Here is a 13,863-nt window from a genome sequence, read left to right on the forward strand (position 1 = left end):
GTCACTCCGCAGCTTCGGCAAATTGCGGCTGCCGGGCTGCGGCATCTGCGGCGTCGAGCCGGGCTTTGACCCCGGCCGCCAGGACGCTCACATTGGGCACCAGCACCATGCTGTCGTGATCACCGGGCACCTCGGCAACTTCAACGCCCGGTGCCCATGCGGTCCAGTCGTTGTCGTCGAACACATACTCGCGCGCTTCGCTGACCCAGTTGCCGCCTGAGACCTGCCATTTGCGGTCCAAGGGCGGGCGGAACAGTGTCAGCGGGCCGTGCCAGGGCTTGAGGGCATAGGCTTCAACCGCGGTGCGGAAAGCCAGTTCGATTTTGCGGTTGTTGAACTCCGGCTGGGTGCCGGTTCGGGCGGGCTCGGCGCGGCGCTTTTCGAATTCCCAAGCAATCCGGTTCCGGGCCCATTCGCCAAGGTATCCCGGCCCTTTGCTGCGCAGTTCCGCCAGTTTTATCAGAGCCTTATCCTGGCGGTTGAGCGCGGGGCGCACCGGCAAAGGCGTGTCGAGCAGGATCAGCGCTGCGGTGTCCTGGCCTTGGTCTTTCAATTGCTGTGCCATCTCGAAAGCGGTGATGCCGCCGCCGGAGAAGCCGCCCAGAAGATAGGGGCCTTCGGGCTGAATCTGACGGATTTCGGCCAGGCAGCTGCGTGCGGCGTCTTCGATCCGGTCATGCGGGGAGTCATTGCCGGTCAGCCCTTTGGCCTGCAGGCCGAATACCGGGCGGTCCTTGCCGACCAGCAGCGCCAGGTGGCGCAGATTCAGCACGTTGCCGAACATGCCCGCGACCAGGAAGAAAGGCCGCCGGCCGGTGCCGTCGCCCGGATGCAGCTGCACCAGATGGGTGAACTGCGGTTTTTCTTCCTGCGTTTGCGGAGCGCCCCCGGGTTCCGAGGCAATGCCGCCACCGGTGCGTTCGATGATCTGTTCAGCCAGGGCGGCAACGCTGGGGGCTTCAAACAGCACAGATAGCGGGAATTCCACGCCGAAGCTGCGCTTCACTTGCGCAAACAGCCGCACTGCGATCAGCGAGTGGCCGCCAAGGTCAAAGAAACTGTCCTCAATGCCCACCTGGCTGACGCCGAGAAGGGATGCAAAGAGCTTCGCCAGTTCCTCTTCCACGGGGTTGCGCGGGGCGATGTAGTCCGTGTCAAGCTGCGGCCGGTCGAAGGTCTGCGTTTCACCCGCGGCTGGTGCTGCGGTCTGGGCCGCCTGAGTGATCAGGGCCGGAAGGTCAAGCGAGGAGACCACCACCAGCGAAAGGCCAGTGGCCAGCGCGCGGGCCAGGGCCTCGCCGCCGTCCTCCGCCTTGATGCCGTTTGCAATGTTGAGCTGCAGCCGGCGCTCTTCGGGCGACAGCGGCTGAGCGATGCGGGCAGGCTCCAGCCCCAGCTGTTCAGCGGTGGCGTCGGGCTCATCTGTGCCGGCTGAGGCATCAAACCCGCTGGCCAGGCGTTGCATCCGGAAGCTTTCAATCTCCACCAGAACATTACCGTCTGGATCGGTCAGGGTGATGTCAAAAGCGGCGGAGTTGCTGTCCGGGGCCTCGGGCAGGCGGACATGGCTGCAGATTTGCGGGGAGAGCGGCGTAAAGATGCGGATTGCGCCGTAGGAAACGGGCACCCAGAGCGCTTTGCCTTGATAGCCGGGTATCAGCTGCATTGCCCAGCCGGTGGCCAGATCCATCAGGCCGGGATGCAGCAGAGTACCGTCTTTTGCTGCGGTTTCCGGGAGGCGGAGATGCGCCAAGCCTTCACCGTTGCCCAGCGCCGCACGCTCCAGCACATGCCAGCGCGGGCCGAAGGCCAAATGCGCCTCTTGCGGCGAGCGCAGGCGTCCGCCGACTGGTGTTTGCTGAACCGAGCAACGGGAGGAGATCATCTGGAGGTTTAGTGTGGCGGGGCGTTCTGCCGCCGCCGCTATGACCAGTGTAGACTGACTGTTTAGACGGTAACCTTTTGTACACGCCGAGTAAACAAAGAGTTCATAACCATTTTCACTAGCTTCGAGTCGAACCAGAACATCCTGCGGGTTTTCCTTTGTCACAACCAGGGGTCGCAGGAAGTAAAGATCCCGGATTTCAAACGGACCAGTGAAGCCGGTTGCGGCAAGCGCTTCGGCAGCCATTTCGATATAGCCGGTGCCGGGCACCAGAGCGGTGCCGTCTTTGGTGCGGTGTTCGTCCAGCAGCCAGTCAGCGGTGCTGAAACGCGGTGTGAAGACCGGGTTGCCCCGGGTGTCAAAACGGCGCTGCTGCAGCAGCGGCTGCGGGCAGGGTTCGGGTTCGCTGGCCCCGGCGGTGGCGTTGCGGGCATTCATGGCATCGGCGGCCATGCCGGTGTCGGCCCAGACGCCCCAATCGATTGCGGTGACTTTGGTTTGCCCGCCCTGGCGGTTCTTGGCCCAGGCGTTCAGGAACTCATTGGCGGCGATGTAGTCGACCTGGCCCGCAGGGCGGGTGACAGCAGAGGAGGAGGAAAACAGCACCATCAGCTCCAGCTGTCCGTCCGGGAAAACGGTGTCGAGCGCCCGCAGGCCGCTCACCTTGGGGGCCAGAACCCGGGCGATCTGATCCTCGTCCTTGGCCAGGAGCGGGCCGTCATTGATGACGCCGGCGCCATGGATCACACCGGTGAGGGGGCCGTTTTCTGTTTCGGCTTTCTCGCGGGCGGATTGCAATTCGCTGCTGTTGCAGACGTCTGCGGCCAGCGGCAGCACCTGGGCGCCTGCGGTTTCCTCCAGCGCCCTCACCGCGTGGATGCGCCGGGCGGTGCGGTTGGCGGGGCTGTGGCTGGCAAGGTGGCGGTCCCAGGCGTCGCGCGGCGGCAGGCCGTCGCGGGAGATCAGCGAGATCTTCGCGCCGTATTCGCGCATCAGGTAGCCTGCGATGGCCAGGCCGATACCGCCGTAGCCGCCGGTGATCAGATAGTGGCCGCCCTGCTTGAACGGCGGTGTTTCCGGCGCGGGCAGCGGCTGCGGGCGCCAGGCGAGCTCAAACCGTTTCCCGCCGCGCCAGGCAGCGGAAATGTTCGCGGGCTCTGCCATCAGCTCTTCCAGCAGGCGCGGGGTGATGTCCGTGTCCGCGGTGCTGCGGCGGGCAAACAGGCCCTGCGGCACCTGCGGCAGCTCGATGTCCACGGTGGCGCAGCTAAGGCCAGGCAGCTCGCGCGGGATGACGCCGGCGGGGCCTGCGATCATTGCCTTTTCGGGGTAGGGCAGGGGCTCATCGCGGACCTGGGCGGCGCCGGTGGTGAAGATGGTGATATGGGCGGCGCCGGGCAGATCGGCATTGCCCAGCTCCTGCGCCAGCGCGGTGAGGGAGTGAAAACCCATCTCAAGGTTGCGGTCAAAGAAGGAGGCACCGGGGCGGAAGGATTCTGCGTCCGTCACCAGCCAGAAATGGGCGATGCGGTCCGGCAGCAAACCGGCCTCGGCCAGGTCTGCCAGCAGGGCGCCATAGACGGGGCGGCCTTGCTCGGGCGGCAGAATGTACTCGGCCGGTGAAAGCTGCGCATAGGTATCGCCTGCACGCACGCGGACAACGCTGTGGCCTGCGGTCTGCAGATGCTCAGCGGCGCGGGCGGCGTGGCCCGTTTCATCCTCGAAGATCAGCCAGCTGTGCGGCTCCTGGTCCAGTTCCTGCGCCACGTCCAGGCTGCAATCGGCCAACCGGGGCCGCCAGGCCGGGCGGTAGCCCCAGCCGGTGAGGTCTTCGCGGCGTTCGGGGGCGGTCTCTTCCTCGGCCGCGGGCTGGCCGGGCTCGATGAAATAGCGGCTGCGCTGGAAGGCGTAGCCGGGCAGCGGCAGGCGGTTGCGGCGGGCTTCGCCCCAGATCTGCTGCCAATCGGCCTCCACGCCGCAGGCCCAAAGGCGGCCGATGACGCCAAAGAAATAGGTGTCGTCCATCACCTGCTGGCCAGGGTGGCGCAGGGAGCTGAGCACCTGGCTCGGCTGCACAGCTGGCGACATCTGCGCCAGCGCGCTGAGCGCCTTGCCGGGGCCGACCTCCAGGAATACGCGGTTCGGGGTCTTCGAGAGCGTCCCGATGCAGTCTGCGTAACGCACAGTGTTGCGCAGCTGGCCGGTCCAGTAGTCAGCGCTGGTGGCCTGCTCTGCGGTTAGCGGAGTGCCGGTGCGGTTGGAGATCACCGGCAGGGTTGGTGCCGAGAGGCTCAGCGAACGGATGAAATCGCCGTACTCCTGCAGGATGCCGTCCAGCATGCGGGAATGCGCGGCGATATCGATCTGGATGCGCTGGTGTTCAACCTCGCGCGCGGTGAGGTCTGCGGACAGACGGTCCAGCGCGTCCTGCGGGCCGGAGACGGCGGTGAGCGAGGGAGCATTGACGCTGGCGATGTCCAAGTCTTCCCCGATGATTTCTTCAACCTCGGCCAAGGGCAGGGCGATGGAGAGCATGCCGCCGGCGGGCACGGTGTCGAACAGGCGGCCGCGCAGCAGGACCAGATCGATGCAGTCTTCAAAGGACATGACACCGGCGAGGCAGGCGGCGGTGTTTTCTCCCATGGAGTGGCCGACAAGGGCTGCGGGCCTCACGCCCCAGCTGATCCACAGCTGCGCCAGCGCGTATTCCACAATCATGATCAGCGGCAGCTGCACCGAGGGCTGCTGCAGGCGTGCGTTGGCGGCGTCCTCTTCGCCCTCTTCGGGGAGCCAGATGGCGCGGATGTCGTAGTCCAGGCTCTTTTGCAGATGCTCCAGCCCGCGGTCCATCCAGTCGGCAAAGACCGGTTCGGTCTCATAAAGGTCGCGCGCCATGCCGGCATATTGCGCGCCGCCGCCGGGGAACATGAAGACCACCTCGGGCGCATCGTCCAGGTGGTCGTGGGTGAAGATCTTGCGGGGGTCGTTTTCCTCAATGAGGTCAACGGCTTCAGCAGGCGTCTCTGCCACCAGCACCCTGCGTTTGGCAAAGCCGCGACGGCCTTCCTTGAGGGTATAGGCGACGTCGGCCAGGTCTGCCTCGGGGTTGGCTTTCAGGTATTCGGCCAATCCTTGTGTATTGGCATCCAGCGCCGCCTTGGACTGGCCGGAGACGCAGAGGATCTGGAACGGGAAATCGCTTTCCTCGGAGGCCGCGCGCTCGGGGGCTTCCTCAAGGATCACATGGGCATTGGTGCCGCCGACGCCCAGCGAGTTGATGCCTGCCCGCCGCGGCCCTTTGTGGGGTTTCCACGGGGTGAGGGCGGCGTTCACCTTGAACGGCGAGGTTTCGAAATCGATGGCCGGGTTTGGCGCCTCATAGCCCAGCGAGGGCGGAATTTCCTTGTGGTGCAGGGCGAGTGCGGTCTTGGTCAGGCTTGCAACGCCCGCAGCGGTGTCCAAATGGCCGATGTTGGTTTTGACCGAGCCGATGCGGCAATAGCCGCTGTCCTGGGTGGTGGCCCGGTAAGCGTCGGTCAGGGCTGTGACCTCAATCGGGTCGCCCAGATAGGTGCCGGTGCCGTGGCATTCGACATAGCCGATTGTGTCCGCCGGTGTGCCTGCAGCGTCCAGCGCTGCCTGGATTGCAGCCGACTGGCCGCCGACGGAAGGCGCGAGGTAGCCGGCCTTGTCCGCGCCGTCGTTGTTGATGGCTGAGCCTTTGATGACGGCCCAGATGTGGTCGCCATCGGCTATCGCATCCTCCAGCCGCCGCAGCGCCACGGCGCCGGCCCCGGAGCCGAAGACAGTGCCCTGCGCCCGGTGATCAAAGGCGTGGCAATGGCCGTCGGGCGACAGGATCTCGTTTTCCTTGTAGAGGTAGCCGCGGCCCTGCGGCAATTCGATGGTGACACCGCCCGCCAAGGCCATATCGCACTCGCCTTCGCGTAAGGCTTTACAGGCGTAATGCACCGCCACCAGCGAGGTGGAACAGGCGGTCTGCACGTTGACCGATGGCCCGTGCAGATCAAAAACGTGGCTGACGCGGGTCGACAGGAAGTCTTTGTCATTGCCGGTATGGCGCAAGAGGAACATGCCGACGTCATCGACCAGCGCGGGGTTCGAGCAGATGTTGAAATAGAAATAGCTGCCCATGCCGCAGCCCGCGTAGACGCCGATGGGGCCATTTATGCTTTCGGGCGGGTGGCCTGCGTTTTCCATCGCGCCCCAGGTAACCTCAAGGAATTTGCGGTGCTGGGGGTCAAGGATGGCGGCTTCTTTGGGGCTGAAGCCAAAGAACTCCGCGTCGAATTCGTCAAAACCGTGGAGGCGCGCGGAGGCGGGCACGTAGTTCGGGTCGGCCAGGACCGAGGCGCGCTCGCCGTTTTCCAGAAGGGTTTCGCGGTCCAGCACTTCAATCGATTCGATGCCGCCGCGCAGGTTCTGCCAGAAGGCTTCGGCCGAGCCTGCGCCCGGCACTGCCACCGACAGGCCGACAATCGCGATGTCTCCGCCCGTAGTCCCGCCTGCAGCGCCCCCCGCTGCGGGTTTTCCATCCTGCATCGTCATTACCTGACTCACTGGCCCTTCAGAAACGGCCCGGCGCACTGGGGCATGCCCGCGTTTTGCTGGCCTGCCTGCTGCCCGCCGGGCGGGTTGTTATCAAAGCCGGGTTTCTCTCCGGCTGGTCAGCTGCGCCGCTTTGCAAGATCCCCATCGGCAAAGACTGGCGCAGGTCGTTCTTTATATTTTCTTCAATCCATAGGGCGTGCCTGTGGACGCATTGTGTCGAATTGAGCCGGAAAAGCGGAAAGATTGCGGCATCACAGGATGCTGCGCCCCTCCGGCCCGGCGGTGTCAGGCTGCAAGGCCTGCGCACCGCCAAATAGCGCGCGTTTCTTCTGGAACAAGTCCGGGTAGAGAAGGCGCTCCGCATAGCCCAGCACCGATCCGGCGCACATCCAGGTGATCGGGATCAGCGTTGCATTCAGCAGCATGTCCACCAGAGTGGCCGCCAGAATCAGCGCAATCGGCGCCGCATATGGCGAGACACTGCCCCTGGGCGCCCGGCGCGCGGCGGCGGCGAGCAGGAACAGGGGCGTTGCCAGCAGGCCCATCTCGGCGATGTAGCCCAGCCAGCCGAAGGTGCCGAAGACAATGATCCAGCGCCCGTCCGGGATCGACAGGATCTGACCGGTCTCCTCGTGCCGGACCAGGTTGCGGCCCCAGCCGCCCCAGCCGAACCAGGTTTTCTCGGCGGCGCGGGCCAAGAGCTGCGCCTCGTTTTCAAATCGGTAATTCAGCGAATGCGCCCGTTCGGCGCTGATTGCTTCGGCCTGGGCCACCAGCGTCTCCGTCGGCACCAGCCCGGTGTTGCGCAGCACCGGGTAGGCCACCGCGATCACGCCCAAGAGCAGCGCGACCCGCAGCTGCCAGCGCAGGGGGGCCAGCGCCACAACAGGCGTGAAGGCCAGGGCATAGGCCAGCGAGGCCAGGCTTTTGCACAGCACCAGAACAATGAAGAGGTACCCTGCGGCCAGGGCCAGGCGCAGCCTGTCATTGCGCTGCGAGGCACGGGCCAGGGCGGTGGCGGCCAGCACGGCCGACATCATGAAAAACGCCAGCCACAGCGCATGCGGCAGGAACACGATGGGGCGGAAGCCGCCCTGCCGGATCATCTGGCTGAAATCATGCTGGAAGAAGCCATAGACCCAGACGTTGATCTGCGGGCTGAGCCGGATCTCGATCAGCGACGGGATGGTATAGGCAAGGCCGCCGAGCATCAGCGCCAGCAGCAGCTCACGCTGCGCTTCGGGCGTCGAGAGATAGCGGCGCGCCAGCAGGAAAGGCATCAGCACGATCACCTGGTTGATGATCACCGAGCCGAGATCGCGCCACCTGAGGCCAGGCAGCTGATCGGTCAGGAATATGATGGGATCGGAATTGGCGATCTTGCGGAACTGGATCGGCTCGCTGTTGGTCAGCACGGTGGGGATGACGCCAAAGACAAACAGAACCGCCAGGGTTCTGGCCACCGGATGCTGCGGCAGCAGCGGCACCGGCTTGCGCAGAAGATAGGCGCAGAGCAGGAAGGCCATCACCGAGGGGATGGCAAATTTGTCCATGTCCGGGACCAGCGGCAGGTCAAACTCGGCCAGCGGCGGCAGCAGCAGGTAACCGGCGGTAAGGCACCACAGGATGGCCCGCTCCAGCGGCAGGCGCCGGAATAGGATCACGCTGGCCAGCGGCCAGGCCAGCAGCATCAGATAGGCCAAAGCATTGGGCAAAGCTGCGGGTCCTCCTCGTGCCCTCAATTCTCTGTATTTGTGTCAAAGTTTACCTGTTGCGGCAGCCGCTGTCCCGCGGATTTGCAAAAGGAGGTAAATGGCTTGCAGCTTTGCCACGCCTTGGGCATGGCCATGGCGGCAGCGCTGGCCAGCCGGCGGCGCCGGCGCTATGAGAAAGCGTCGCGAATGATGGAGGCAGCAGTGTTTTTCGAATTCCACGGCCGCAGAGTTGCGGTGAACATGCCGGCCCGGACCGGTCTGGAAGCGGAAATCCGGGCCCGGTTTGCGGCCCGTCAGGGCTTTGCCCTGGCGACGGTCAATCTGGATCACCTGGTCAAGATGGACGGCAGCCCCGCGTTTCTGGCTGCCTATCAGGCGCAGGATCTGGTGGTGGCGGACGGCCGCCCGATTGTCTGGCTGTCGCGGCTGGCGCGCCGCCCGGTAGAGCTGATGCCAGGCTCCGACATGGTGCTGCCGCTGTGCCGGCTGGCGGCTGAGGCCGGGGTGCCGGTGGCCCTGGCTGGCAGCACCGAAGAGGCCTTGCAGGATGCGCGGGAGGCACTGACGGCGCAGGTGCCCGGGCTGGAAATCGCTTGGGTGCATGCGCCCTCCGGCCGGTTCGACCCTGAGGGCGCGGAAGCGGACCAGATCCTGCACCGGCTCGATGAGACCGGTGTTGCGCTCTGCTTCCTGGCATTGGGGGCCCCAAAGCAGGAGCAGATGGCCCAGCGCGGCCGCCGCCTGGCGCCGCGCACAGGTTTTGCCTCGGTGGGGGCAGGGCTGGATTTCCTTGGCGGCCACCAAAAGCGGGCGCCGGCCTGGGTGCGGGCGATTGCGATGGAATGGCTGTGGCGGGCGCTTTCCAGCCCGTCGCGGATGCTGCCGCGCTACGCCAAATGCCTGGCCATCCTGCCGGGCCAGATCTGCCGGGCCTGGCGCATCCGGGCGCGCTGATCTCCGCCGTCACCCCGGCTCCGGTGCTGCAAATGCGAGGCTCTGCCCCGCACAGCGAGAGACTTCCGGCAGGCGGACCGGCAGGCGGAAGAGAAAGCATCCCGGGGTGAATTGGCCGTCAGGCCAAGAGGGGCAGGGCCCCTGCGCCGCGCTTGCGCGGCGCCCGGCCCAACCGGCACAGGACACCCGCAGGGAGGCCGGCGCCGGGCGGGAGCACTACTTGTACTCGAGAATGCCCCGGGTCCTGCCGCGTCTGCGGTTCCAGTAGAATTCCAGTGCGCCGGAGGCTTCGGCGAATTTTCCAAGCACCGTGAACAGAGCACGCTCAGCGCCCAACCGCCGGGACAAGCGGACGGCCTGGGCGGGGTACGCAAGAGCAGCCAGCAGGAGAGGCGGCTCAATCAGTGCCGCCAGAGCAATGGCGGCCGGCAGCGCAGCGCCCCAGATCAGTGCACGGCGGGTCTCCGCGGCCCAATGGCGTTCCGGGCCTTTCCCATGTAGCGCTGCGCCTTCGGCAAAGGCATGGCCGGCGCGCCGGCTGCGGCGCCACCATTGGCCAAAATGCAGCATCTGCGCGTCATGCAGGGTCATCTCCGCGTCGAGCCGCCAGATCTGCCAGCCCCTCCGCCGCAGCCGCAGGCACAGCTCCGGCTCTTCGCCGGCAATCAGGCTCTCGCGGTAGCCGCCCGCCTCCCGGACCGCTGCCGCCCGCATCAGTACATCGCCGCCGCAGGCCTTGGCTTCGCCAGGCGGCGTGTCCCATTCGGCGTCGCACAGCCGGTTATAGACAGAGGTTTCGGGAAACCGTTCCCGGCGGCGCCCGCAGGCAGCGGCAGCCTGCGTGTCCGCCTGCAAAAAAACGGTCGCCGTGGCGATCCAGTCCGGATCCACCTCGCAATCGCCATCCACGAATTGCACGAACTCGCAAGCAGCGTCCAATTCCGCCAGCCCGGCATTGCGGGCGCGGGCTGCGGTGAAGGGCTGTGACAGGTCGAGGTCCACAACTTGCGCGCCCAGCTTCCGGGCGGCAGCGGCAGACCCGTCGCTGGAGCCGCTGTCCACATAGACCAGCTGCTGCACCTGGCCCTGCAGGGACTGCAGGCAGCGGATCAGCCGTGCGCCTTCGTTGCGGCCGATCACAACGGCGCCGACCTCTGGAGCACGCACAGGGGCGGTCATCGGCTGCCCCCCGCCAGATAGGCGCTGAACGCCGGTGCGCGGCGTAGGAAGCCCGACCGCTGGAGCGCCTCAATGGTTGCGTTCTCCACCGCGTCTTCTGACCACAGGCTCAGCTCCGGCTGTGCTTGCAGGGCGGCGCTTCGCAGCCGGTCCTCGCCATGCTCCGAGACTGTCTCTGCCTGGATCTGCAGGTCGCGGGCCAGGCTGCCGCCTGCAAACTTGTAGTGGCGGATCAGACCTTCGGCATCGGCAACCCGCACGCCGGCTGAAGCATGCGGGTGCACCGCCGCCTGCACGCCAGGCCCGTTGAACACCAAAGGGTGCTTGCTGAGGCAGCAGTTCTCGCCAAAAACCTTGCCGCGCACGCCGCCGAACAGCATCCGCGCGCCGTCCGGCGGCTGGCAGTTCTGGCGCAGCCAGTAGGAGAAGCCGGTTTCCTCTGATGCATAATCCACCGCCCGCACCGGGCCGGCATCTGAAAAGCGGAAACTATCCACCGCTGCGGCGTAGGCCAGCCCTCCGGCGGCTGCCAGCGGCCCCTTGGGAAACATCTCCAGCATCTGCGCCTGCAGCGCCGTATAGCCCGCCTGCGCCAGGTAGCCGGTCAGCCCTTTGAGGCCCGCAGCCGCGCTGCCTTCAAAGTCGAACAGCTCGTCCATATCGGCAAACAGGCACCAGCGGTCCCGGCCATAGCGGTTGGCCGCATAGGCGCGGAATGTGTTTTCGAACTGCAGCCAGGGCAGGCTTGAGCGCAGAACGGCAGTGCCGGGTTCCTGGCGGATGCGCTCCACCGTGCCATCCGATGAGCCGTTGTCGAAGAACACGAAGGAAGAGACCCCCAGCCGCCGGTAGTGTTCAAAAAACACATCGAGGTAGTATTCCCCGTCGCGCACCAGCGCGATCAGCACCACGTCCTCCGCTGCCGCAAAGCGGCGGGCGGGCCCGTGCAGGTGCCGCAGCGATGCGCGGAACCGTGCGCTGTGCAGGGCCGCTTGCACCCTGCGCCTGCTGCGCTCTGCCAGCCTGTGGCCGAATGATGCCTGCACGATTGCCCCTGTTCTGCGCCTGCCGGAAATTCCCTGACAAATTGCAGGGTTCCATGGCAGGCTGCAAGCACCGGGCCGCGGCTCAATTGCAAATGCGGCGGGAATGCTGCAGTCTCGAAACCGGGGAGATCATCGGAAAGGAACGCGGAATATGGCGGCTGAGCTGACTGTTCTGGCGGGAGACGTGGGCGGCAGCCGGACGCGGCTGGCGCTGGCGGCTCCCGGCATCGGGGTAACCGCGATGCAGAGTTTTTCCAACGACAGTTTCGACAGCCTGCAGGACGTGCTGCAGGCCTATTGCGCCCAGCCTGGGCTGCCGCCGCTGCACGGCGCCTGCCTGGCACTGGCGGGGCCGGTCCGGGGCGGAGCATTCCAGCTCAGCAACCGCAACTGGCGCGGCGAGGCCAGCGGCATTGCCGCGGCGCTGGGGCTGTCCGGGGCCGGCAAGGTGACCCTCATCAATGATCTGGCGGCGCTGGGCCATGCGCTGCCGGTGCTGATCCCGGGCCAGCTGTCGAGCCTCAGGCCCGGGCGCCAGGGCGGCGGCCAGGCGCTGGTGGCGGGCATCGGCACCGGATTCAATGTCTCGGCCTCGCTGAACGGGGCGGCGCTGGAGGCGGAACTGGGCCACGCCGGGCTGCCGCAGCTGCTGTGCCGCCGGCTGCAAGTGCTGCTGGAGCACGCACCGGATGAATTCGCCAGTATCGAGTCGCTGTTCTCCGGCGCCGGGCTGGTGCGTTTTCACCAGGCGCTGACCGGCACCGCGGCAAGCAGTGCCGAAGGGATCGAGGCGGCGTTTCTGGCGGACCCGAAAGCCCCGGAAGCGCGGACAGTGCGCGAATGGGCGCATCTGCTGGGCTTGCTGGCGCGGGAGCTGACAGCAGCCTATATGCCGGGGCAGGGGCTGTTCTTTGCCGGCAGCGTGGCGCGCGGCATCCTGAACACGCCCGCGCGGGAGAATTTCCTGCAGAGCTACACCGCACCCGGCGGGCGGCTGGGAGAGGTCTGCGCCGAGGTGCCGCTGTGGCTGATCACCGATGATGCCGCCGGAGTCAGCGGCGCCGCGCAGGTGGCGCTGGCTGCCGCGGGGGCACTTGAGGGCGCCCCGGAGATCATGTGACTTCCGGGCCGCATCCCGCGCAGGAGACAGTGCCGGGCGGTTAGCGGAAGTCAGTAGTCGCGTTTGAAGAACAGGCCGAAGCCGGTTTCGCCTTCGCTGTCCACCGTGCCCTGCACTGTCAAACTGTCCGTGACATCCAGATTGAGGCTCAGCTCACTGTCGCCGCGCGTGTTGACGTTGAAATCGGTATAGACGTTGTCAGCCACGTAGCCGCCCAGCCCCAGCTGCCCGGCGCCAAGATTGTCCGCTCCGATATCGACATCCGCAGCGCCGGTGGCATTGCGCACCTTTTCCTGGGCGCCGCCGCCGCGGCCGCTGAGCGTCAGCGCCGAGCCCGCCAGCCGGGCGAGTGCCAGCGGCGAGATGTCCTGGATGTTGTCGCCGAACAGCAGGAGCGCCAGGGCCTCCTCGGAGGGGCGCGGCGGGTCCGAGGTGACCTTGATTTCCGGCGCGTCGACCCGGCCGGAGATTTCCAGCGTAGCGGTGCCCTGATCGGTGGCGGCGGAGGATTTGAACTCGAGGTAGGGTTTCAAATCTCCCAGCAGGGTGATGCGGCCCTCATCCAGCTCGAGCCGCCGTCCGAGGATATCAAAGGTGCCCCGGATCAGGCTGATCTGGCCCGAGGGCGACAGCCGCGCGGTGGTGCCGCGCAGCCGGATCTCGCCGCCCAGTTCCGAGCGCAGGCCCCGGCCGCGGGCAAAGATCCGCGACGGCGCGCTGATCAGGATGTCCAGTTCGGTTTTGCCGGAGCCGCCGGAGCCGCTGCTGCTGCCGGTGAGCCCGGCGCGGGCCAGGGTCTGGCGCACATTCCCGGGCGCGCCCACATGGCGGATCGGCGGGATTGGTGCTGCGGAAACCGAGCCGCCGGCGGTGTTCAGGTTGATGTTGGTCTCGCCCACATCGATGCGGCCGGTGATCCGGTTGCTGCCCGCCATGGCGCCGGACATCGCCAGCGAGCCGTTCAGCAGAGTTTCATAAGACAGGTGGTCAGTCACCACCACATCGCCGATGGCAATCTGCAGATTGCCGCTGAAGGGCGGCAGCAGCCCCACCGGGCCGCTGATCCTGACAGCGCCGCCGTCGCGGGGGCGGGCCGAAACCTGAAGCTGGGCGCTGGAACGGGCAATCGAGACAGTGGCGCGGATGTCATCCACCCGCTGCGCCGCTGCGGGAATGGCGAGCGAGGCGCCGGGGACCGAGATGGTGCCGCTGAGCGCGTCCAGTCCCGGTGCGCCTTTCAGCGCCAGGTCGAAATTGGCAGGCCCCTGCAGCAGGTTGGGGGTGATGAAGGGGTTCACCCCTTCCAGCCGCAGCATGCCCTTGGCGGTCACGTCGGCTGTGCCTTCCGCTTCGTTCCAGCTGCCTGCCACCCGGCTGTCGATACCGGCGGGG

At 66.5% G+C, this 13,863-nt stretch carries 7 protein-coding genes; 2 read left to right on the plus strand and 5 right to left on the minus strand.

Translation table 11 applies throughout. The features are described from left to right. Position 1: 1 nt before the first annotated feature. Together RA20_RS21500 and RA20_RS21505 are read right to left on the minus strand one after the other, a co-directional pair. Complete coding sequence (locus RA20_RS21500) at positions 2–6,448, minus strand: type I polyketide synthase (protein ID WP_039133670.1); 6,447 nt, start codon at positions 6,446–6,448, stop codon at positions 2–4. Between the two features lie 260 nt (positions 6,449–6,708). Further along, positions 6,709–8,172, minus strand: coding sequence for a membrane protein (locus RA20_RS21505; protein ID WP_039133657.1), 1,464 nt, complete (start codon positions 8,170–8,172; stop codon positions 6,709–6,711). 201 nt (positions 8,173–8,373) lie between these two features. On the opposite strand from RA20_RS21505, the gene RA20_RS21510 reads away from it, so the two are divergent. Beyond that, positions 8,374–9,126, plus strand: coding sequence for a WecB/TagA/CpsF family glycosyltransferase (locus RA20_RS21510; RefSeq protein ID WP_039133673.1), 753 nt, complete (start codon positions 8,374–8,376; stop codon positions 9,124–9,126). Between the two features lie 216 nt (positions 9,127–9,342). On the opposite strand, the gene RA20_RS21515 is transcribed toward RA20_RS21510, so the two are convergent. Continuing rightward, positions 9,343–10,305, minus strand: coding sequence for a glycosyltransferase family 2 protein (locus tag RA20_RS21515; protein WP_039133659.1), 963 nt, complete (start codon positions 10,303–10,305; stop codon positions 9,343–9,345). After that, positions 10,302–11,351, minus strand: a complete 1,050-nt coding sequence (locus RA20_RS21520) for a glycosyltransferase family 2 protein (protein WP_241482312.1) — start codon at positions 11,349–11,351, stop codon at positions 10,302–10,304. The genes RA20_RS21515 and RA20_RS21520 overlap by 4 nt, the downstream gene beginning before the upstream one ends. 151 nt (positions 11,352–11,502) lie before the next feature. Between RA20_RS21520 and RA20_RS21525 the strand changes: the two genes are divergently transcribed. Continuing rightward, a complete protein-coding gene (locus RA20_RS21525) occupies positions 11,503–12,471 on the plus strand; it encodes a glucokinase (RefSeq protein ID WP_039133664.1) in 969 nt (322 codons plus the stop codon). Positions 12,472–12,521: 50 nt separating this feature from the next. Here the strand turns inward: RA20_RS21525 and RA20_RS21530 are convergent. Beyond that, the coding region (locus RA20_RS21530) for a translocation/assembly module TamB domain-containing protein (protein WP_039133677.1) at positions 12,522–13,863 on the minus strand (1,342 nt) is incomplete at its 5' end.

Source organism: Leisingera sp. ANG-Vp, from assembly GCF_000813725.1.
Lineage (GTDB): Bacteria > Pseudomonadota > Alphaproteobacteria > Rhodobacterales > Rhodobacteraceae > Leisingera.